We start from the raw sequence: 21,227 nt of genomic DNA on the forward strand, positions 1-21,227 counted from the left end.
CATGCGCGTAGCCGCATTCGACTGCGGAACGAACTCGCTGCGCCTGCTCGTCGCCGACATCGATGACCACGGTGCGATGACCGAACTCCGCCGCGAGACCCGCATCGTCCGGCTCGGCCAGGGCGTCGACGCCACGGGGGAGTTCGCTCCCGAGGCCCTCGAGCGCACCTTCGCCGTCACCCGCGAGTACGCCGAGCTCGCCGCCGAGTACTCGCCGGAGCGGATCCGCTTCGTCGCCACCTCGGCGAGTCGGGACGTGAGGAACCGGGACGAGTTCTTCGCCGGCATCTTCGCGATCCTCGGCGTCGTCCCCGACGTCATCACCGGTGACGAGGAGGCCCGTCTGTCCTTCCTCGGCGCCACCGCCGGACGCAGCGCCGATGAGGGCCCGTTCCTCGTCATGGACCTCGGCGGGGGATCGACCGAGCTCGTCCTCGGTACCGGAGACGTCGAGGCCGCAGTGAGCATGGACATCGGCTCCGTGCGCCTGACCGAACGCCACATGGCCTCCGACCAGCCCGACGGCGAGCAGATCCGGGCGGCGGTGACCGACATCGACACCCACCTCGATGAGGCCGCCGAGGTGGTCGACCTCGGCGCCGCCCGCACCTTCATCGGCGTGGCCGGGACCGTGACGACGCTGACCGCCGGCATCCTCGGACTCGACAGCTACCAGCGTGAGCGGATCCACGGGGCCCGTCTCACCGTCTCCGAGGTCGAGCGGCAGGCCGACGACCTCGTGCGCATGGATCGGGACGCCCGCGCCGCACTGCCCTACATGCATCCCGGTCGCGTCGACGTCATCGCCGCCGGCGGCCTCATCTTCGCCCGCACGGTCTCCCGAGTCGACGACGCGGTCCGCACCCGCGGAGGCGAGCTGGCGATCACGGTCTCCGAGACCGACATCCTCGACGGCATCGCCCTCGACCTCGCCTCATGACCCACCCGACCGCACGCACCACGGGACGCCGGCTCACCGCCGGTGCGCGCCGGCTCGCGCTCATCGGACTCGTCATGGGTCTCATCGTCGGCACCGCCCAGCCCGCTCTCGCCGCGCCCAAGGCCGGGCCCGGACAGTGGTTCATCGAGGACTACGGCATCGACGAGCTGTGGAAGACCTCGACCGGGGAGGGCATCAACGTCGCCGTCATCGACTCCGGGGTGAACAAGGACCACGCGGACCTCAAGGGCGTGGTGACGAAGGCCAAGGACTTCAGCGGACTCGGCAAGGACGGCACGACCCCGATCGGGGGCAAGGAGACGATCCACCACGGAACCGCGGTCGCCGGCGTCATCGCCGGCCAGGGGGAGGGGCCGGGTCCCGTCGGCGTCGCCCCCGACGCGAAGATCCTCTCCGCCTCGATGTGGCTCGGACCCGACCGCCCGAAGGAGTCCGGTTCGACCCGCGAGCAGGCGGCTGAAGCCGTCCGCTGGGCCGTCGACAACGACGCGAAGGTCATCAACATGTCCCTCGGCTGGGACGATCCTGCATGGCCGGAGAGCTGGGACAAGGCGTTCGCCTACGCGTACGAGAAGGACGTCCTCGTCGTCGCCTGTGTCGGCAACGCCTCCCAGGGTGCGACCCAGGCGTGGTCGCCCTCGACCGTGCCCGGCGTCATCGGCGTCGGCGGTCTCGGCAAGAACGGTCGCGTGCTCGACGCCTCGACCGCACCGGGGACCGCCGTCGACCTCATGGGACCGGCGGCCGACATCCCGATCCCGTACTACTCAGGCGGCTACGCCGAGGGCCAGGGGTGTTCGTTCGCAGCACCCGTCGTCTCCGGAGTCGCCGCCCTCATCCGCGCGGAGAACCCCGACCTCAGTGCCGACGAGGTGGCGGCGAAGCTGCTCACCACCGCCAAGCCGGTGAAGGGCTACAAGGGTCAGAGCACTGCGGACAAGCCGGATCCGATCGTCGGCTGGGGCCGCCTCGACCCCGTGGCGGCGATGAAGGCAGACGTGCCGAATTCGGTGCCGAGTGCCGCCGACGCGCTCTCGAGCTGGGTGACGATGCACCGTCGCGCCGACAAGGATCCGACCGAGACCGAGACCGCTGCCCCGACCGAGGAGGGCGGTCAGAAGGCGGTCGCACCCACCGACGTCGTCTCCTCCCAATCGACGCCGACCCTCGGATACTGGACGCTCGGCGTCGGCGGGGCCGTCGCCCTGAGCCTCATCGTCCTCTCCCTCGTCGTCCACCTGCGTCGCCGCCGCTGATCCCGAGGGCGTGATACGCGTCTCATCTGGGGCGTCGTCGGATGATTAGTGAAAGTTTTCACAAGGGCCTAGGATGGGGCTATGGCTCTCATCAGAAACTCGAAACTGCGTCCACGCATCCTCGTCGTCGGCGGCGGATACCTCGGTCTCGTCACGGCCCAGAATCTGCTGAAGAATCTCGGCCGCGGTGAAGCCACCGTGACCGTCATCGACCCCAACCCGTACATGACGTACCAGCCCTTCCTCCCCGAGGTGGCTGCCGGTTCGATCGAACCCCGTCACGCCGTCGTGCCGCTGCGCCGCAACCTGCCCGGCGCCGAGGTCATCACCGGCAAGGTGACGTCGATCAACCACGCCGACAAGTTCGTCGTCGTCGAACCCGAGAACGACGAGCCCTTCGAGCTCGACTACGACCACATCATCATGGCCGCCGGCTCCGTCGCCCGCACCCTGCCGATCCCCGGTCTCAAGGAGAACGCGATCGGCCTCAAGCGGATCGAGGAAGCCGTGGCCCTGCGCGACCACCTCCTCTCCCGTCTCGCCGACGCCGCCCTCATGGAGGACGACGAGGAACGCCGCAAGGCGCTCACCTTCGTCTTCGTCGGCGGCGGCTTCGCGGGCATCGAGCTCCTCGCCGAACTCGAGGACGTCGTGCGCTCCGCGATCTCCCAGTACGAGACCCTCACCGAGGCGGACGTCCGCTTCGTCCTCGTCGAGGCCCTCGGCCGCGTCATGCCCGAGGTCGGCGAGGCACAGGCCCGCTGGGTCGTCGAGCACCTGCGCGAGCGCGGCATCGACGTCTACCTCGAGACTTTCCTCCAGGACTGCACCGACAAGCACATCAAGCTCTCCAACGGCGAGGAGTTCGACGCCGACACGATCGTGTGGTCGGCCGGCGTCAAGGCCAACCCGGTCCTCGTCGACTCCGACCTGCCGATCGACGAACGTGGCCGCGTGACCGTGCGCGCCGATCTCCGTGTCGAGGGCGAAGACGGCGTCGTCGAGGGCGCCTGGGCAGCCGGTGACAACGCCGCCGTGCCCGACCTCTCCGGTGGCGGCGTCGGCGGATACTGCGTGCCCAACGCCCAGCACGCGGTGCGCCAGGCCCCGGTGCTCGCAGCGAACGTCCTCGCCGCCCTCCGCGGAGAGACCGAGTTCAAGCAGTACTTCCACAAGACGATCGGCTCGGTCGCCGGGCTCGGCCTCTACAAGGGCGTCTCCCAGATGGGCGACTTCGAGGCCCGCGGACTGCTCGCCTGGCTCATGCACCGTGCCTACCACGGCTACGCGATCCCGAGCATCGACCGCAAGGTCAAGGTCTTCGGCAACTGGATCCTCAACTTCGCGCTCGGCCGCGACAACTCGGCGCTCGTCGACCTCGACGTGCCCCGCAAGGCCTTCGTCGAGGCCGCTGAGTCGAAGCCGGTTCCCAAGAAGGAAGCCGTCTCGGCCTGAGGTCCGCCTCTGACTGACGCGCCGACGGCGCCGGAAGTGTTCGCACTTCCGGCGCCGTCGTCGTTCCAGGTCACGATTGGGTCTCCGCCGGGTCCGCGGACTCGCGATGAGGCTACTCTGAGTCCATGAAGCGCACCGTCGGCATCGCAGCCCTGGTGGTCGCCCTGCTGCTCGGCGGCTGCGGAATCGGCGGGGAGGATCAGGCGTCACCCGCGCCCGAGGCGACGACCGCCTCGGCGACGGAGGCGCCACCGGCCGCAGGCACCCCGACGGCCGCTGAGGAGCCGCTGCCCCGCGGGCACTGCGGCACCGCTCCTGCACCCCTGGAGGATCAGAGTGTCTACCAGGGGACGCCGGAGACGGACTGCGGTGAGGCGATGCGGGCGGTCGGGACGTTCGGCCGCGGAGACGACGCGGTCGACGAGTCCGGGCACGGCACTCAGGTCGACGGGTGGCAGTGCGTGTTCCCGATGGACGCCGAGGTCGCCGACTACGGCCTCACGCTCGCCTGCGAGAAGGGCCCGCAGCGGTTCGTCGTCCGTCCCGCCTCCGTCGAGGCGCCCGCCGGCTACCACGTCCGGCCGTGGGACTACGAGGCCACGGCCACGGGTGCCGAGGGCATCTACTTCACCACCGAATCCCGCAAGCACCACTGCAGCTTCGCCGCCGACGGCGTCGAGTGCGACAACCTCAACTTCCCCGACGACCTCCCCGAGGTCGGATACATGGGCCAGCGGCAGCAGCCGACGGCGATCGTCCTCGGGACCAGGGGCGCCGCCCGGTTCGCGGCCTTCGGGGATCCGACGTTCACCCAGTTCTCCGATTCCGGCGGCTGGGGCACGCAGACGCGGGTGCTCGGCTACGGTGAGCTCCTCATCGTCCGCGGCATCGCCTGCACGACGGATGAGGACCGCGGTGTCGTCTGCGTCAACGGCGACCACGGCTTCGCGATCTCCTCCCGGGACTACTCGCTCGACTGACCTCCCCGAGGCGGGACCTCGCCGAGGCGGTGGCCGAGCGGGACCCGGCCGCCGCCTCGGCGAGAGGCGGGTCAGTTGGCGACGGTGAAGCGGGAGTTGATGTGCGCGGGCTTCTCGATCTCATCGACCATCGCGATGGCGAAATCCTCCGCGGAGATCGCATCGCCCACCGGAGAATCGGTGCCGACGGTGAACTTCTCGGTGCGCTCTCCCGGAGCGATGACCGGGGCAGGGGAGATGAGCGTCCACGGCTCGTAGTCGCCTGAGCGGAGGATCTCGAGGGCGCGGGTGCCGGTCTCGGCTTCGGCCTTGTACTCCTCCGGGAAGCCGGGAGTGTCCTTGAGCATGACTCCGTCGACGAGGAGCGACCCGGCGCCGCCGACGACGAAGATCCGCGTGTCGCCGCTGGCGGCGGCGATGGTGCGGAGGGCATCGAGCCATTCTCCGTGGTCGCCGCCGGTGCGGCTGGGGCCGGTGGTCGAGACGATGACGTCGTGATCGGCGACGATCTGCGCATCGAAGGCGGCGTCGCCCATCTCGCCCGTGATGCTGCGTGCGGCGCCGGGAACCTCGGTGCCCGAGCGGGTGATGGCGGTGACTTCGTGGCCCCGATCGGCGGCTTCCTTGGTCACGCGCGAGCCGACCATTCCCGATGCTCCGAAGAGTGCGATCCTCATGGTGAGTCCTTTCGACGGTGTTGCTGAGTTGACATCACAAAGATATGCTTTGGATACCGGATACCTCAAAGATACTATTGGAGCCATTCCATGGGAATCAGCTGGGAAGGCAACGCCTTCGACCCCGAATGTCCGACGCGGGTGATCCTCGATCGGATCGGCGACAAGTGGACCGTGCTCATCATCGATGTCCTCGAGAACGGGCCGCTGCGGTTCAACGAGATCCGCCTGGCGATCGGGGGCATCACCCCGAAGGTGCTCACGTCGACGCTGCGATCGCTGGCCGCCGACGGGCTCATCACCCGGGAGGCCTACGCCGAGGTGCCTCCGCGTGTCGAATACCGGCTGACCGACCTCGGGCGCTCACTGCGCGAACCCGTGGCCACTCTGCGCCGCTGGGCCGAACTCAATGCTGCTGCGATCACCGACAATCGGGAGCGTGAGGAGTCGGCGGCCGGCCGCTGAGCGCGGCCACCACCTCGGCGAGCTCGCGCAGCTCCCCGGCGATCCGATACCGGCGGGGGTGGCCGGAGTGCACCCAGTTGTTCGTGATCATCGACGCACTCGCCCCGTTTGTGATCGCCTTGAACTCCTCGACGTCGAGGCCGGCCGCGCGATCGGCGAGGAGCCGGTCGCTCACCTCGGGGGAGAGGGCGGACCAGTGATCGGCCGCCTCGGAGCCGATGACATGCCACTGCCCGCCGGCCTCGCGGTAGGCGAGCGGTCGCGAGGTCGGTGCAGCGGATCGTCCGGCGGCGTCCTCCTCGGACGGGGTGACGATGACTGCCGGGCCTGGGGCATCGACGGCGCGCGGGTCGTCGATGCCGATGACAGGCTGCGGCGGCTGCCCGGGGGAGAGGAGGAGAGAAGTCATAGGGCCATCATGCCCGAGAGTCGCGAACGCGGCGAGCCGATTCCATGGGTCCCCCCACTGGGACTCGAACCCAGACTGAATCGATTTTAAGTCGACTGCCTCTGCCGATTGGGCTATAGGGGGAGGAGCGCCGTCGCATCGCCAGCACTCACTCTACCGTCCCGTGTTCCCGGGTGCGCGGTCGCGCGTCCTCCGGATCGGCTGCCACCGACGGCAGCGCCCTCGAGGTCATCCCTTGAGATGGATTGCCTCAGATCGTGAACCGGGACTAGCGTCACCTCCATGACCCCGACCCCGCCCAGCCGACAGGCCTGGGTCATCCTCGTCGTCGGAGTGGCCTCGCAGATGGCGGCGACGGTGGCGATCACCGGTCCCGCCTTCCTCATCCCGCACCTCACCCGCGAGCTCGGCTACTCGCTCACCCAGGCAGGCACCGTCGCGGTGGCCCCGAGCTTCGGACTTCTCCTCACGCTCATCGCCTGGGGCGCCTTCGCCGACCGGTTCGGGGAGAGGCTCGCGATGTCACTCGGTCTCGGCCTCACCGCGCTCGCCTCGGCTGCGGCCGTCGCCGTCGCCGGCTCACCGATCCTGCTCACCGTCGCCATCGCCGCCTCGGGTGCCGCAGCCGCCTCGGTGAACTCGGCGAGCGGTCGCGTCGTCATCGGCTGGTTCCCCCGACACCGCCGGGGGCTTGCGATGGGCATCCGGCAGATGTCCCAGCCCCTGGGCACTGCGCTCGCCGCCCTCACCGTCCCACCCATCGCCGCCGCCGGCGGCATCGCCGCCTACCTCTGGTTCGCCGCCGCCGTCACCGCGCTCATGACGATCGTGTGCGTCCTCCTCGTCCGCAATCCTCCCCCCGCCGAGGCGGCCCCGAGTCTCGCGCCCACCGCCGAGGACGACGGGGTTCGGGGGAGTGCGGGAGCCGAGGAGACGGATCGTGACAGGCAGAGCGGGGGCGCAGCCTCGGCGGGGAATCCCTACCGGTCGGATGCCTTCCTCTGGCGCATCCACGTCGTCTCCGCACTCCTCGTCGTCCCCCAGTTCGCATTCTCGACGTACGGACTCATCTGGCTCATCGCCGACCAGGGCGTCTCGGCGGCGATGGCCGGAGGCATCGTCGCCGCCGCTCAGCTCACCGGTGCTCTCGGGCGCCTCGTCGTCGGCGGTGCCTCGGACGCGCTCGGAACTCGAGTGGGCCTCATCCGCGTCATCGCCGTCGCGGCCTGCGCACTCACGGCCGGCCTCGCCCTCGTCTCCCTCACCTCTCTCCCCGTCATCGCCGGGATCGTCTTCGTCCTCGCCTCGACGGTGTCGGTCGCCGACAACGGACTCGCGTTCGCCTCGGTGGCCGAAGCGGCCGGCCCCCGCTGGTCGGGGAAGGCGCTGGGAGCCCAGAACACGGGACAGTTCGCGGTCTCCGCCCTCGTCGGGCCCGGCCTCGGCGCGCTCATCACCGTGCTCGGATACCCGCTGTCGTTCGCGATCGTCGCCGTGTTCCCCCTCATCGGGGCAGGGCTGGTTCCGAAAGGCGACATCGATCGCATAACCTGATGTTCACCTCGACCCAATACCGTCCCAGTTGCCGGCACCGCTCCCCACAATCCCCACCCGGTGCAGGCACCGCCTAAGCGAAGGAGAGACCGTGTCCATCCTGCCGAACGAGAACCTGCGCGAGTACATCGACAAGCTGCGCATCGAGGGATACACGGTCACCGACAGTCACACCCCGGACCCGCAGCTCATCGATCCGCTCGGACGCGCCGTCGAGACCTGGCGTGAAGGCTACCCGTACCCGGACCTCATGGACCGGGAGGAGTACGAGATCGAGAAGTACCGCCTCCAGGTCGAGCTGCTGAAGTTCCAGTACTGGGGGCAGGACACGGACGCCAAGCACGTCGTCGTCTTCGAAGGACGCGACGCCGCGGGCAAGGGCGGGACGATCAAACGCTTCACCGAGCACCTCAACCCGCGTGCGGCGAGGGTGGTGGCGCTCAACAAGCCCTCGGACCGGGAGGCCGGTCAGTGGTACTTCCAGCGCTACATCTCGCACCTGCCGACCAGCGGCGAGATCGTCATGTTCGACCGTTCGTGGTACAACCGGGCCAATGTCGAACGGGTCATGGGCTTCTGCACGGAATCCGAGTACCAGACGTTCATGGAGCAGGCTCCCGTGTTCGAGAAGATGCTCATCGACTCCGACGTCCACGTCACGAAGTTCTGGTTCTCCGTCACCCAGCGCGAGCAGCGCACCCGGTTCGCCATCCGGCAGATCGACCCCGTCCGCCGATGGAAGCTCTCGCCGATGGACCTCGAGTCCCTGGGGCGGTGGGACGACTACACACTCGCGAAGGAGGAGACCTTCCGGCGCACCGACACCGACCACGCTCCGTGGATCACGATCAAGAGCAATGACAAGAAGCGCGCGAGGCTCAATGCGATGCGCTACTTCCTCAACCAGTTCGACTACGCGGGCAAGGACACCTCGGTCGTCTACGCCCCGGATCCCCTTCTCGTGCGCCGCGGACGCGACGCCGTCGACGACTGAGCATCGACGACACGAGCCGCCGACGACACCAGCCGCCGACGACACAGACCAGCCGCCGACGACACAGACCAGCCGCCGACGACGGGTGCGTCATCGGCGGCTGGTCGGCAGGGGTGGGTCTCGGGCGCTCAGGCCGGAGGCTCCGGGGGTCCGTCGTCCTGAGATGACGAGTCGTCCGTGAGGACGGCGTCGACATCGACCGGACCTGCGTCCTCGGAGCCGAACTTCTCCGAGTCGACCTCGTGCTCCTCGGTCTTCCCGTCGCTGCTCGATGCACTGCCTCCCACGGAGTGCTCGTCGCGGTCGACAGTGACTTTCGGTGCGGTGGTCTCTGCCACGGCCGGTTTCGAGCTCTTGTCCGGAACGGTCTCCTCGGTGGTGTGCTCATCGTCGGTGCTCATGTCTGCCTCCTCCTTCGTCGTGGTGGTTCGTCGGGCGTGGGTGCCCGGCGTCTGTGGGATGCGAGTGCGCCGGTGCCGGCGGCGGTCACGGCGAGGGCTCGCCGCCGTTGACGTTGAGCGTCTCACCGATGACGTAGCTCGATTCGGGCGAGGTGAGGAAGACGTAGGCGGGGGCCACCTCGGTGGGCTGTCCGGCCCGTCCGATCGGCGTCGACTTCCCGAACTCCGGCAGCGCCTCCTTGGGCTGGCCGTCGGAGACCTGTAGCGGAGTCCAGAACGGGCCCGGGGCGACTGCGTTGACGCGGATGCCCTGCGGGGCCAGCTGCTGGGCGAGGCCCTTGGTGAAGTTGTTGATCGCCGCCTTCGTCGAGGCGTAGTCGATGAGATGGGCCGAGGGGCTGTAGGCCTGGACCGAAGTCGTGTTGACGATCGTCGAACCGGCAGGCAGCAGCGGGATCGCTGCCTTGGAGATGCGGAAGATCGCCGCGATGTTCGTCTGATAGGTCGCATCCCACTGCTCATCGCTGAGGTCGGCGATGTCCTCGACGGAGATCTGGCGTCCGGCATTGTTGACCACGGCGTCGAGCCCGCCGAGGGCGCTGGCTGCGGACTCGACGAGTTCGCGGCAGAACTGGGCGTCGCTGAGGTCGCCGGGGAGGAGGTGGACGCTCTGCCCGGTCGCCTCGATGACCGTCTTCACCGCCTCGGCGTCGGGCTGCTCCTCGGGGAGGTAGTTGAGGGCGACATCGGCGCCCTCCCGGGCGAAGGCGATGGCCACGGCGGCACCGATTCCCGAGTCGCCGCCGGTGATGAGCGCCTTGCGACCCGTCAGCCTGCCGGTGCCGCGGTAAGAGTCTTCTCCGCGGTCGGTCTGGGGTTCGAGGTCGCGGTCGAGGCCGGGTTCCGGCTGGTCCTGCTCGGGTGGGCTGATGACCGGGTAGCGGGTCACGGGATTCTGGAAGGTCAGCTGGTCCGCCATTGTCGGCTCCTTCGTCGGGTGCTTCCGATACGGCATGGTGCCTTGCCTTCAACGGTAGTCACGATGAGGCATGGGCGCAAGGCCGACCGGACGGTGGCTGCGCCGCCGGCTCCCCTCCGCCGAGGTCGACCGTGGAGCCGGTGATGACAGCGATGCGGCCGGGTGGAAGGGGAAAGACCACCCGGCCGGAACCGTGGGGGCGCTCACGCGCCGAGGGAGACCGTGCGGGCGCACGGTGTGGAATCAGATCGCGTCGGCCGCTTCGCGCTGAGCCTTGCGGGCGGCGCGGCGCTTCTTGTGACCGGCGAAGCTGAAGAGGAAGACGATGATGGCGAGCAGCAGGAAGATCGCTCCGGCGCCGATGCCCGCATCGACCCAGAACTGCGGCGGGAAGAGCCGGATGAGCGAATCGTCGGCGTAGAACTCCCACGTGCCGTCGGCGAAGAAGACGCGGTGGAAGCCGCGGAAGAAGCTCTCCCAGCCCAGCAGTGCGACGACGGCGATGCCGGCCATGGCGATGATGCTGAAGATCGCGCCGAGCCGGAAGCCGAAGCGCATCCCCATGCCGCCCTTGCGCGAGAGGTAGAGCGAGAAGAGCACGGTGCCGATGAAGGCGATGATCGCGATGAGGTAGAGCAGAGAGATGAGCCCTTTGACGTCGGCCATGTGGTTGAGCTCGTCGGAGATGAAGACCGGTTCTCCGGTGGGCAGGATGACATCGGCGAGGTAGCGCCGGGAGTCGAGGTTGTGGAGGTAGTCGATGACGTACGTCGCGTAGTGCTCGCGATCGGCCTGGCCGAACCCGAACTGGTCGGCGGGGAAGCCGGGGCGGAAGTACTCGAACTTGAGGAACATCCCCGAGGCGATCGTCCGCACGGCCAGGGCGAGGAGGATGAAGGGCACCGAGAGGGCGATCCAGATCGTGCCGATGATCTCGAGCGGGTTCCTCCGCCGCTCCGGGAACTCGGGTTCATGGGTGTCGCGCGAGGTCGCCGCCTTCGTCACCGCCGCCCAGTCGGCATCGCTCATCACCGAGGACCGGGAGCCGGTCGTCGCGGCCGTGTTCGACGTCGCGGCAGGCGCCGCCGAGGTGTCCGCCTGGTGCGCTGGGACCTCCCGGGTCCGTGCGGTGTCCTGGGGGGCGGTGGAATGGGCGGGGGTGACCCGAACCGGTCCCGTCGAGGGCCGGGGTTCGTCCTTGCGGATCGGGTCCGTGATCGGATCGAACGCCTCGGTGTCGGTCGACGGGTCGTTCGCTGCCGTCAGCGGTGCCTTCGACGGTGTCTCGGCAGCACTGTGCGACCCCGAGCTCATTCGCCTGCTCAGAAGGTCATCGGTCTCGTTCTTCTCGTCTCCAGCCACGTTCCCATTGTCGGCGACGGGTGCCGGAGAGCCCGGGAGGACACGCCCTGAAGCCGGAGATCGCCGAGGCGGCAGGTCCGCCGGTGGGGGAGCCCGGTCCCAGCCTGCTCACCGTCAGGGACGCGTCATCCGAACAGCGCGGCGACGATGACGAGGGTGGGCACCGCGAGGACGGTCGTGATGAAGACGGCGTCGCGCATGAGCGCCTCGGACTGCCGGTACTGCATCGAGTAGATGTAGACGTTCTGCGCCGTCGGCAGACTCGAGGTGACGATGATGGCGAAGAGGTCGATGCCCGAGTAGCCGAGCAGGGGACCGCCGATGACCCATGCGACGAGCGGTTGGAGAACAAGCTTGCCGACGGTGATGTAGCTCAGCTGTGAGCGCGTCCCTCTCACCGGCAGCGCCCAGCCGTCCTTGAGGGAGATCCCGAAGGCGAGCAGGGCACCGGGCACCGCGGTCGCCCCGATCATGTCGATGGGTTCGAAGACGAAGCGGGGGAGTTCGAAGCCGGTCGCCGAGGCTGCCACCCCGGCCGCGGCACCGAGGAGGATCGGATTCTTGAGCACCTGGAGGATCGTCGAGTACCAGTGTGTGTCGTGCTTCTTCTTCCCCGCCGCGTCGAGCACGGCCATGCCGATGGGGGCGAGGATGATGAGCTGGAAGAGCAGGACCGGAGCGACATAGCCGACGTCATGGAGGACGTAGGCGGCGATGGGGATGCCGAGATTGCCGATGTTGACGTAGCTGACCGCCCATGCGGAGAACATCGCCTCTCCTGTGCTGCGCTTCCTGATCCAGCGGGTGAGGGCGAAGAGGACGAAGCCGGCGATGAGCGAGGACCCGCCCGTGGCGAGGAGGGCCGAGTTGAAGATGAGCCCGAGGTCGGTCTGGGAGACCGTGACGTAGAGGAGCGTCGGGGTGCCCGCATAGAAGACGAGCTTCGCGATGACCTGCTGACCGGTGGGGCCGAGCACCCCGGAGCGTCCCAGCAGGAACCCGACGAGGATGACCCCGGCGATGACGGCGAATCCTTCGAATACGGCCAGCATGGCTTACCGGTGGTCCTCGCTTCCTGGGGCCTCGGCGGACGGGCAGGGGCGGGTCAGGCGGTCTCGCCGCGGGCGTCGACGGCGAGGTGGGCCGCTCCTGCGGAGGCGGCAGTGACCGTGAGCACCGCAGGCCAGGCGCCGATCTTCTTCGCCAGCGGGTGGGAGAGCCCGAAGCCGCCGAGGTAGCCCAGGCCGAGCGCGGTCGCGGTCGGCCACCCGCGCTTGGCGTACCACGTGCGGGCGGCGTAGGCGCCGGCAGCGGCGAGCACGACGCCGCCGAGGGGCCGGATGCCGGTTTCGCGAGCGGTGAGGAACCCGCCGACGAGGCCGAGGGCGACGAGCGGGGCGGTGGAGACTTCGTGTGCGTCCTTCATGCCCTCCAGTCTAGAGACGCCGTCGGCCCCGCGGTCACGCGGTCTCACGACGAGGAACATCGATCCGCCGCTCAGCCTCCGGAACGACTCAGCCGACGGTGAGTCGGATCACCGAGGCGATGCCGAGCCCGGCGATGAGGCACACCGAGGTGGTCAGGCCGAGGATCGGCCACGGACTCGGCCTGCCGCGCTCGTCGCGGATGGATCCTGACCCGGCCCGGTACCGATGGACCTGGAGGGAGATCACCGCGGCCGCGAGTCCGATGCAGACGACGAAGACGGCGACGGAGAGGACGGGGAAGAGGGTGATCCAGCGGATGAAGAGGAGGCTGACGACCGTCATCGTCAGACTCGTGCGCAGCCACGACTGGGTCGTGCGCTCCGGCTGCAGGCCGGGGTCCTCGTGCGGGGCCAGCCTGGGCGCGCTCACAGCACTCCGGCGAAGACGAGGACGAGCAGTCCCGCTCCCAGTGCCGAGGCGAGGCTGACGATGGGGATGATGAGCGGCAGCGGCAGCGACTGCTTGCGGCGCATCGCCGCTTCGATCCGGTACCACCGGAAGGCCGCTCCGGCGGCGAGGACGAAGCCGATGGCCATGAGCACGATCGACAGCGTCGCCCGCAGGCCCGGGGAGAAGATCTCCCCGGTGAAGGCCTCGACGGCGATGCCGCCGCCGATGAAGGCCAGCGCCGTGCGGATCCAGGACAGGAACGTGCGTTCGTTCGCCAGGGTGAAGCGGGGGTCGGGATCCTCCCCGTCGGGAAACATCCGACGGGCGAGTCGGCCGCGTGCATCATCGGATTCCACGTTCCGAGGATACACGCGCAGGCTCGCCGACCGGGGGCGACGTCCGGGATGAGCGCGGTGCGGCGCCGGGACATCGGCGGCGCAGGCTCGGGGCGAAGGCTGTGTCAGGGCCGCCGGATACGGTGGCACCATCATGGACGATCACCAGCTGGACCAGCGGATCAGGCGCATCACCCGGGCGCCGTTCCGATCGCGTTTCCACCTCCGCGGGGCCGAGCTCGACTATGTCCTCGACCGGGCACCGGAGACCGTGCGAGCGCACGCCGAGGACTTCATCGCCACCCGTCTGGCGCCGGCCCACCCGCCGAAGGACGGCAAGCAGACACCGTGGAAGGGACACCCGGTCTTCCTCGCCCAGCATGCGACGGCGACGTGCTGTCGCACGTGCCTGCAGAACAGCCACGGCATCGCCGCCGGACATGCCCTCACCGAGGCGGAGCAGGCCGACGTCGTCGCCATCATCTGCCGGTGGATCGAACTCGAGGCCGCAGCCGCCCCGCCGAGGCGACCGTCCCCGCAGCCGGAGCGGGAGAGGAGGACGCCTCAGCCCACCCTGTTCTGATGTTTCCCGCCCGGCCCGTGCCCTTCGGCCTGTGCCGGTCCCAAGGACCCCGCCGCCCTGCGCTGTCCGCGATCCGGGGTGCCGTGTGGTGGCCGACACACCCTGTCGTAGCATGTCTCCAGACCCGTGTGGGTCGATGTCGACGAAGGAGACGCATGACTGACGGAGCGAGCCAGCCTCCCACCACCGGTGGGGATTCCGGTGCCGATCGCCTCGGCGAGGCCGAGGGCAAGCCGAAATGGAAGATCATCGGTCCCGGACTCGTCGTCGCCGCCACCGGTGTCGGTGCCGCGGACATGGTCGCCACACTCGTCGCCGGCAGCCGTTTCGGGTACGCGCTGCTCTGGGCCGTCATCGTCGGCGTCATCCTCAAGATCGTCCTCGTCGAGGGCGCGGGCCGCTACACCCTGGCGACGGGCAAGACGATCTTCGAGGGCTGGCGGAGCCTCGGTCGGTGGACGACGTGGTACTTCGGGCCCTACATCATCATCTGGGGCTTCGTCTACGGGGCGACCGCGATGAGCTCGGCCGCCCTGCCCTTGGCCGCGCTCTTCCCCATGGTGCCGCTGACGGTGTGGGCGATCGTCATGGGACTCGCCGGCTTCACCATGGTGTGGCTGGGCAGGTACACGGTCTTCGAGCGGATCACCGCGGTGCTCGTGGGCATCATGTTCGTCACCGTCGTCGGACTGGCGATCATCGCCGCCCCGAACATCCCCGAACTCCTCAGAGGACTCATCCCGCTCATCCCCGACGGGGGAGTCGTCTACACGCTCGCGCTCGCCGGCGGCGTCGGCGGCACGATCACTCTGGCCGCCTACGGATACTGGCTGCGGGAGAAGGGATGGATCACGCCGAAGTGGATGCGGGTGATGCGCATCGACAACACGATGGCCTATGTCATGACCGGCATCTTCGTCATCGCGATGCTCATCGTCGGTGCCGAGGTGGTCCGGGCGGCGGGCGTCTCGCTCTCGGCCGGGGACGAAGGGCTCCTCGACCTCACCGATGTCCTCAAGGCCCGCTACGGCGACGTCGTCGGCGTCGGATTCCTCATCGGGTTCTGGGCTGCCTCGTTCTCCTCGATCATCGGTGTGTGGAACGGCGTCTCGCTCATGTTCGCCGACTTCTGGGGGCACATGCGCAAGAAGCCGGCCGGTCACCCCGACACCCTCACCGGGGGCAGGTACTTCAAGTTCTACCTCCTGTGGCTGACGTTCCCGCCGATGCTCCTCTTCCTCCTCGGCAAGCCGATCGGGCTCATCCTCGCCTACGGGGTGCTCGGCGCGCTGTTCATGCCCTTCCTCGCTCTCACCCTCCTCGGGCTGCTCAACGGCAGGCGGGTGCCCAAGGAATGGGCGAACAAGTGGCACACGAACATCGCCCTCGGCATCACGGCCCTGCTCTTCCTCATCCTCGGCATCCAGCAGCTCATCGACGCACTCTCACCCCTGTGGAGCTGAGACACCGCAGTGGAGCTGAGACACCCCTGTGGAGCTGAGACACTGCGGAGGATGTGAGGCACACTGAGACCATGGGCGACGACGACGTTCTCAAGGACCATCTCCGCGCTGCGCTCCATCGGACACAGGAGAACCTCCTGTGGAAGCTCGAGGGACTGAGCGATCGGGAGCTGCGGCTGCCGCGGACTCCGACGGGGTTCAACCTCCTCGGCGCGGTCAAGCACATCGCCCAGACCGAGTACACCTACCTCGGCGAGACCTTCTCCCGTCCCTGGCCGCATCCCGACGAACTCATCACCGCTGCGCAGATCGCCGCCGACCCGCAGGCCGACTGGTATGCGACGGCCGACGAGACCACGGAGGACGTCCTCGGCTTCTACCGGCGGGTGCGCGCCTTCGGCGATGAGACGATCCGGGAGCTTCCTCTCAACGCGGTCGGAACGGTCCCGCATTGGCCGATGGTGACGGCGAGCGTGACGCTGGGCCAGATCGTCGTCCATCTCCTCGTCGACGTCACCCGACACCTCGGGCAGGTCGACATCGTCCGTGAGGGCATTGATGGGAAGGCGGGGTTGGGTGAGGCCAAACCGAACCTGCCGCAGAGCCACGACTGGGCCGCCTACACAGCGAAGCTCACCGCCCTCGCAGACGGCACCCGCTGACGGGTGCGGTCACCGGCCGCGCCGAGGCGTGCCGGGCGGACGATAAACTGGGAGGTGAGATGGCAGACGAGAACTCGGAAGCGCCCAGGCAGCAGATCCCCTCCCGATCCGGTGAGCGCGCGCACGGTGAGCGGACCCCGCCCCGGGGCAGGGGCGGATCCCGCCGCGGCGGGCCGAAGAAGCGCGGCCGCGGACGGGGTCGCACCGGCGCTGAGCACCGTGAGCGCCGCGCGCGCCTGCGCGAGGCCCGCGCGGCCCACCCCGTCACCGTCACCTACCCGCCGGAGCTGCCAGTCAGTGCGGCTAAGGATGAGATCGCCGAGGCGATCCGCGACAACCAGGTCGTCATCATCGCCGGTGAGACCGGTTCGGGCAAGACGACGCAGCTGCCGAAGATCTGCCTCGAGCTCGGCCTCGGCGTCGAGGGGATGATCGGACACACGCAGCCACGGCGCATCGCCGCACGCACCGTCGCCGAACGCATCGCCGACGAACTCGGCGAAGACCTCGGCGGCACGGTCGGCTATCAGGTCCGCTTCACGGCGCAGGTCGCCGACGAGACCCGCGTCAAGGTGATGACCGACGGAATCCTCCTCTCCGAGCTCTCGCGGGACAAGCTCCTGCGCGACTATGAGGTCATCATCATCGACGAGGCCCACGAACGCAGCCTCAACATCGACTTCCTCCTCGGCTACCTCAAGGAGGTGCGGAGGAAGCGGCCCGACCTCAAGATCATCATCACCTCGGCGACGATCGACCCCGAGTCCTTCGCCGCCCACTTCGACGATGCCCCGATCATCGAAGTCGAAGGCCGGACCTACCCCGTCGAGGTCCGCTACCGGCCCCTGACCGACGAGACCGCCGACGACGACGTCGACGGTCCCGGCGAATCCGGGGACTATGAGGCCGGGGCCGAGGACCAGATCGAGGGCATCATCTCAGCCGTCGACGAGCTCAGCGCCGAGGATCCCGGTGACATCCTCGTCTTCCTCTCCGGGGAACGGGAGATCCGCGACACCGCCGACGCGCTCGAGGCGCACCTGCGTAAATCGCAGCGACTGCGCGACTGGGAGGTCATCCCGCTCTTCGCCCGGCTCTCCGCCGGCGAGCAGCAGAAGGTGTTCAAGCCGCACACCAGGCCGCGCATCGTGCTCGCCACGAACGTCGCCGAGACCTCCCTGACCGTGCCCGGCATCAAGTACGTCGTCGACGTCGGCACCGCCCGGATCTCGCGCTATTCGAACCGCACCCGCGTGCAGCGTCTGCCGATCGAGCGGATCTCGCAGGCGAGCGCGAACCAGCGCAAGGGACGGTCGGGCAGAACGAGCGAGGGCATCTGCATCCGCCTCTACTCGGAGGCCGACTTCGCATCCCGTCCCGAGTTCACCGACCCGGAGATCCTGCGCACCAACCTCGCCAGCGTCATCCTCCAGATGGCCGACCTCGGATTCGCCTCGAGCGACGAGGAGATCCTCGGCTTCCCGTTCCTCACTCCGCCCGATGCCAAGGCCGTCCGCGACGGGCGCACACTGCTCACCGAACTCGGTGCCCTCGAGACCGAGAAGTCGGGCACGATTAGGGTCACCCCCACCGGCCGGAAGCTCTCGGTCCTGCCCATCGACCCGAGGCTCGCACGCATGGTCATCGCCGGCGCCGAGGCGGGTGTCGGGGGAGAGGTCCTCGTCATCGTCGCGGCTCTCTCCATCCAGGATCCGCGTGAACGTCCCGCCGAGGTGCGGGCTGCCGCCGATGAGAAGCACGCCCGTTTCGTCCACCGCGGCAGCGACTTCCTCTCCTATCTCAACCTGTGGAACTACCTCGAGGACTCGCAGGCGGCGATGTCGTCGTCGAAGTTCCGCCGTCAGTGCAAGGCCGAGTTCCTCAACTTCGTCCGCATCCGCGAATGGCAAGACCTCGTCGGTCAGCTCCGGTCGCTGCTCGGTTCGGCGGGCATCCGCGTCGAGCGTCCGAGCTGGCGCCAGCACGCAGCCGATGACAGTCGTGCCGGTGGGGGCCGACGTGCCGACGGAGCCGACTCCGACGGGGAGGTCTCAGCAGACTCCCGCCGAGGCGGGGGCCGGGAGACCGAGGATACGCGCGGACACCGGGGAGGGACCGCCTCGGCGAGGCAGGGATCGACCGCCCGGACAGCGCAGGGAAAGATCGGGTTCGCCGAGCTCACGGCGGCGAAGAAGCAGGCGAAGAAGGCACGCGGCGGGGTCGAGGGCGGACGCGGTGCCGATGCCGCGGCGATGAAGCTCGACCCGACGGCCGTGGCCATCCACCGCGCTCTCCTCACCGGTCTGCTCTCGATGATCGGGTCCCGGTCGGAACGGCTGGGGGACTACCAGGGGGCCAGGGGCACGCGGTTCGCGATCTTCCCCGGATCGGGCCTGTTCAAGGTCAACCCGGACTTCGTCATGGCCGCCGAACTCGTCGAGACCTCCCGCCTGTGGGCGCGCACGGTCGCCGCGATCGAACCCGATTGGGTCGTCGAGGCCGCCGGGGACCTCGTGAGCCGTCAGCACTCGGACCCGCACTGGTCGACGAAGGCCGGATCGGCGATGGTCTACGAGAAGATCGCGCTCTACGGGGTCACGCTCATCAGCGACCGTCGGGTCGCGTACGGGACGATCGACGCCGCAGCGGCCAGGGACATGGTCATCCGCAAGGGACTCATCGACGGCGACTGGCGCGAGAGGTTCGGGTTCGAAGACCACAACGCTGCCGTCATCGAGGAGGCCGAGGAGCTCGCCTCGCGTACCCGCAACCGTCGTGTGCTCGACCAGGACGATGCCCTCTTCGAGTTCTTCGATGAGCGCATTCCCGCCACGATCACCTCGGCGGCCGACCTCCGCTCGTGGTGGAAGGGTCAGAAGCGCCGCGATGCGCACCTGCTCGACCTCACGACCTCGGTGCTGCTCAGCGACGACAGCGAGTCACTGACCGCTTCGGTGGCCGAGGACTACCCGATGGAATGGGAGCTCGCGGACGGGACGACGGCGAAGCTGCGATACTCGTTCGATCCCGGCTCGAGTGAGGACGGGGTGACCGTCGAGATCCCGGCGAGCGCTGTGCCCGTCGTCGACCCCGACGAGTTCAGCTGGCAGGTTCCGGGGCTGCGCGAAGAGCTCGTCGCCGCCTACATCCGGTCGCTGCCGAAGGCCAAGCGGCGCTACTTCGTGCCCGCGCCCGACGTCGCCCGCGACATCCTGCCCTCGCTCACGCCGTATCAGGGCAGCCTGCCCGAGGTCCTCGCCGCGCATCTGAGCGAACGCGCCGGCGGGGGAGGACTGCAGGACCTCGTTCCGATCACCGTGAGCGCCGATGACTTCGACCGCGACCGGATCCCCGCCCATCTGCGCATCCGCTTCCGCCTCGTCGACGGGACGACGACCGTCGGGCTCGGCGACGACCTCAGCGCCCTGACGACGCAGGCGAAACCGGCTGTGAGGAAGGCCCGAGCCAAGGCGTCGCCGTTCGCGGAGAAGCGGGGCCTGACAGGGTGGAGCGTCGGCGACCTGCCCGATCCTGATGCCGCCGAGGCGGGGGTCGTGCCCGGACTCGCCGACCGCGGAGACAGCGCCGACCTCGTCGCCTTCGACACGGCCCTGCAAGCGCGGATCGCGAGCAGGGAAGCGGTCATCACGCTGCTCGCCCTGCGCACAGGAGAGACGCTGAAGTACCTGCAGGACGGCCTGACGACGGAGGAGAAGCTCGTCCTCGCCGGGCATCAGAAGCGCTCGGACGAACTGCTCACCGCCCTCATCCGATCAGGGGTGCGCGGAATCGTCGAATCCGAGATCGGGCCCACGGAGTCCTCGTGGGTCGGTGGCGAGGCGGAGTTCGCTCGGCTCGAGACGGCGGTGAATGCGCAGCTCATCGAAGCGACGACGAAGCTCCTGCCCTCCCTCATCACGGCGCTGCGGCGAGCGACGGAGTTGGACAGATTGGTCTCGAACTCTTCGTCGCTGGCGATCCTGTCCAACCTCGCTGACGTCCAGGCCTGGGCGGCTTCGCGGGTGAGTGCGGCGGCGATCGCGGCGATGACCCCGCAGATGGTGGCAGCGCTGCCGAAGTGGGTGGAGGCGGAGAAGGTGCGGATCGGGGCGATGGTCGATTCGCCGATGCGTGACCGTCAGCTCATGGATCGGGTCACCGGGAGCGCCGAGGCGGTGGCGAAGAAGATCGCCAACCGCTTCCCCGGACTGGGGCAGGCGGCGTGGGACCGGTGGCTCGTCTCTGTGCCGAGCCCCTGGCGCGACGTCCTCGTCAAGCTCGAGGAGCTGCGAGTCAGCCTCTATGCGAACTCGCTCGGCACCACGCACCCGGTCTCGGAGAAGCGGATCGCGAAGGCGCTCGCGCAGCTGTAGGCCGCTGCGGGGCGGGGGCGAAGCTCCGGGAAGGACGTTCTAGAGTGAGGCGCCGGTGAAGAACCCGCCGAAGAGCCACCAGAGGGGGAGGGCACCGGCGGAGACCAAGGCGCCCGCCGCCCACCAGATGCGCCACCGCCACGTCCGTCGCCGCGAACCGACGAAGAGGCAGACGAGGTAAACGATGACGCAGAATGCGCCGGAGAGGCTGAGCAGGACGAGTCCGGCAGCCTCCCATCCCGATGTCCCGAGGTCGAAGACGTACTTCGTGATCTGGGCGATCGACAGGGAGAAGAGGATCGCCATGCCGAGCAGCGGCACTCCGAGGACCCCTGCGATGATGAGCGGCAGGGCTTTGAGCCACCGCTCCTTCGGTTCCGACCGGCCGGCGTAGTCAACGTATTCCTCAGTCATCGACACTCAGCATAGACACCCAGTTCG

21 protein-coding genes and 1 tRNA gene are annotated in these 21,227 nt (G+C 68.8%); 11 read left to right on the forward strand and 11 right to left on the reverse strand.

All coding sequences use genetic code 11. The features are described from left to right. Nucleotide 1: 1 nt before the first annotated feature. The 4 genes from EZE58_RS04900 (at nt 2) to EZE58_RS04915 (ending at nt 4,652) form a co-directional block, all read left to right on the forward strand. On the forward strand, nt 2–940 hold the full coding sequence (locus EZE58_RS04900; protein ID WP_009374429.1) for a Ppx/GppA phosphatase family protein: 939 nt from the start codon (nt 2–4) through the stop codon (nt 938–940). Further along, nucleotides 937–2,217 carry a S8 family serine peptidase gene (locus EZE58_RS04905; RefSeq protein WP_009374430.1) on the forward strand — a complete coding sequence of 427 codons (1,281 nt, stop codon included), beginning with the start codon at nt 937–939 and terminating at the stop codon, nt 2,215–2,217. Before EZE58_RS04900 ends, EZE58_RS04905 begins: the two co-directional genes overlap by 4 nt. A gap of 81 nt (nt 2,218–2,298) precedes the next feature. Next, nucleotides 2,299–3,672, forward strand: coding sequence for an NAD(P)/FAD-dependent oxidoreductase (locus tag EZE58_RS04910; protein WP_009374431.1), 1,374 nt, complete (start codon nt 2,299–2,301; stop codon nt 3,670–3,672). Between the two features lie 125 nt (nt 3,673–3,797). Continuing rightward, nucleotides 3,798–4,652, forward strand: coding sequence for a hypothetical protein (locus EZE58_RS04915; protein WP_009374432.1), 855 nt, complete (start codon nt 3,798–3,800; stop codon nt 4,650–4,652). Nucleotides 4,653–4,723: 71 nt separating this feature from the next. On the opposite strand, the gene EZE58_RS04920 is transcribed toward EZE58_RS04915, so the two are convergent. After that, on the reverse strand, nt 4,724–5,329 hold the full coding sequence (locus EZE58_RS04920; RefSeq protein ID WP_009374517.1) for an NAD(P)H-binding protein: 606 nt from the start codon (nt 5,327–5,329) through the stop codon (nt 4,724–4,726). Nucleotides 5,330–5,419: 90 nt separating this feature from the next. On the opposite strand from EZE58_RS04920, the gene EZE58_RS04925 reads away from it, so the two are divergent. Next, nucleotides 5,420–5,794 carry a helix-turn-helix domain-containing protein gene (locus EZE58_RS04925; protein WP_009374522.1) on the forward strand — a complete coding sequence of 125 codons (375 nt, stop codon included), beginning with the start codon at nt 5,420–5,422 and terminating at the stop codon, nt 5,792–5,794. On the opposite strand, the gene EZE58_RS04930 is transcribed toward EZE58_RS04925, so the two are convergent. Together EZE58_RS04930 and EZE58_RS04935 are read right to left on the reverse strand one after the other, a co-directional pair. Further along, complete coding sequence (locus tag EZE58_RS04930; RefSeq protein WP_009374523.1) at nt 5,751–6,203, reverse strand: hypothetical protein; 453 nt, start codon at nt 6,201–6,203, stop codon at nt 5,751–5,753. The genes EZE58_RS04925 and EZE58_RS04930 overlap by 44 nt on opposite strands. A 49-nt stretch (nt 6,204–6,252) precedes the next feature. Next, nucleotides 6,253–6,326: transfer RNA gene (locus tag EZE58_RS04935), tRNA-Leu, on the reverse strand. Between the two features lie 159 nt (nt 6,327–6,485). Between EZE58_RS04935 and EZE58_RS04940 the strand changes: the two genes are divergently transcribed. Continuing rightward, a complete protein-coding gene (locus EZE58_RS04940) occupies nt 6,486–7,757 on the forward strand; it encodes an MFS transporter (RefSeq protein WP_040340894.1) in 1,272 nt (423 codons plus the stop codon). 91 nt (nt 7,758–7,848) lie between these two features. Further along, nucleotides 7,849–8,751, forward strand: a complete 903-nt coding sequence (ppk2, locus tag EZE58_RS04945; RefSeq protein ID WP_009374533.1) for a polyphosphate kinase 2 — start codon at nt 7,849–7,851, stop codon at nt 8,749–8,751. Nucleotides 8,752–8,879: 128 nt separating this feature from the next. Here the strand turns inward: ppk2 and EZE58_RS04950 are convergent, their stop codons facing one another. The 7 genes from EZE58_RS04950 to EZE58_RS04980 all read right to left on the reverse strand — a co-directional run bounded on the left by EZE58_RS04950 (nt 8,880) and on the right by EZE58_RS04980 (nt 13,687). After that, the gene (locus EZE58_RS04950) at nt 8,880–9,152 is read right to left on the reverse strand and encodes a hypothetical protein (RefSeq protein WP_009374535.1); all 273 of its coding nucleotides are present in this window, start codon (nt 9,150–9,152) and stop codon (nt 8,880–8,882) included. An 85-nt stretch (nt 9,153–9,237) separates the two neighbouring features. Then, complete coding sequence (locus EZE58_RS04955; protein WP_009374537.1) at nt 9,238–10,131, reverse strand: SDR family oxidoreductase; 894 nt, start codon at nt 10,129–10,131, stop codon at nt 9,238–9,240. Nucleotides 10,132–10,374: 243 nt separating this feature from the next. After that, complete coding sequence (locus EZE58_RS04960) at nt 10,375–11,493, reverse strand: TIGR01906 family membrane protein (RefSeq protein WP_040340896.1); 1,119 nt, start codon at nt 11,491–11,493, stop codon at nt 10,375–10,377. 125 nt (nt 11,494–11,618) lie between these two features. Beyond that, complete coding sequence (locus EZE58_RS04965) at nt 11,619–12,545, reverse strand: AEC family transporter (protein WP_009374541.1); 927 nt, start codon at nt 12,543–12,545, stop codon at nt 11,619–11,621. Between the two features lie 53 nt (nt 12,546–12,598). After that, nucleotides 12,599–12,919, reverse strand: coding sequence for a hypothetical protein (locus EZE58_RS04970; protein ID WP_040340898.1), 321 nt, complete (start codon nt 12,917–12,919; stop codon nt 12,599–12,601). Between the two features lie 88 nt (nt 12,920–13,007). After that, on the reverse strand, nt 13,008–13,349 hold the full coding sequence (locus EZE58_RS04975; protein ID WP_009374544.1) for a DUF202 domain-containing protein: 342 nt from the start codon (nt 13,347–13,349) through the stop codon (nt 13,008–13,010). Then, nucleotides 13,346–13,687, reverse strand: coding sequence for a DUF202 domain-containing protein (locus tag EZE58_RS04980; RefSeq protein WP_081590926.1), 342 nt, complete (start codon nt 13,685–13,687; stop codon nt 13,346–13,348). The genes EZE58_RS04975 and EZE58_RS04980 overlap by 4 nt, the downstream gene beginning before the upstream one ends. Nucleotides 13,688–13,859: 172 nt before the next feature. Here EZE58_RS04980 and EZE58_RS04985 point away from each other — a divergent pair, with 172 nt between their 5' ends. From EZE58_RS04985 to hrpA, 4 genes are all read left to right on the forward strand, one after another. Next, nucleotides 13,860–14,288, forward strand: a complete 429-nt coding sequence (locus EZE58_RS04985) for a DUF4186 domain-containing protein (RefSeq protein WP_063250213.1) — start codon at nt 13,860–13,862, stop codon at nt 14,286–14,288. A 155-nt stretch (nt 14,289–14,443) separates the two neighbouring features. Beyond that, nucleotides 14,444–15,751, forward strand: a complete 1,308-nt coding sequence (locus EZE58_RS04990; protein WP_009374554.1) for an Nramp family divalent metal transporter — start codon at nt 14,444–14,446, stop codon at nt 15,749–15,751. A gap of 71 nt (nt 15,752–15,822) precedes the next feature. Continuing rightward, nucleotides 15,823–16,413, forward strand: a complete 591-nt coding sequence (locus EZE58_RS04995) for a DinB family protein (protein WP_009374556.1) — start codon at nt 15,823–15,825, stop codon at nt 16,411–16,413. Between the two features lie 59 nt (nt 16,414–16,472). Beyond that, nucleotides 16,473–20,786: an ATP-dependent RNA helicase HrpA gene (gene hrpA / locus EZE58_RS05000; protein WP_063250214.1), complete on the forward strand. Its 4,314-nt coding sequence runs from the start codon at nt 16,473–16,475 to the stop codon at nt 20,784–20,786. Nucleotides 20,787–20,825: 39 nt separating this feature from the next. Here the strand turns inward: hrpA and EZE58_RS05005 are convergent, their stop codons facing one another. Beyond that, the gene (locus EZE58_RS05005) at nt 20,826–21,200 is read right to left on the reverse strand and encodes a hypothetical protein (RefSeq protein ID WP_009374559.1); all 375 of its coding nucleotides are present in this window, start codon (nt 21,198–21,200) and stop codon (nt 20,826–20,828) included. Nucleotides 21,201–21,227 lie beyond the last annotated feature (27 nt).

The organism is Brevibacterium sp. LS14 (genome assembly GCF_012027885.1).
In the GTDB taxonomy this organism is placed as follows: domain Bacteria; phylum Actinomycetota; class Actinomycetes; order Actinomycetales; family Brevibacteriaceae; genus Brevibacterium; species Brevibacterium casei.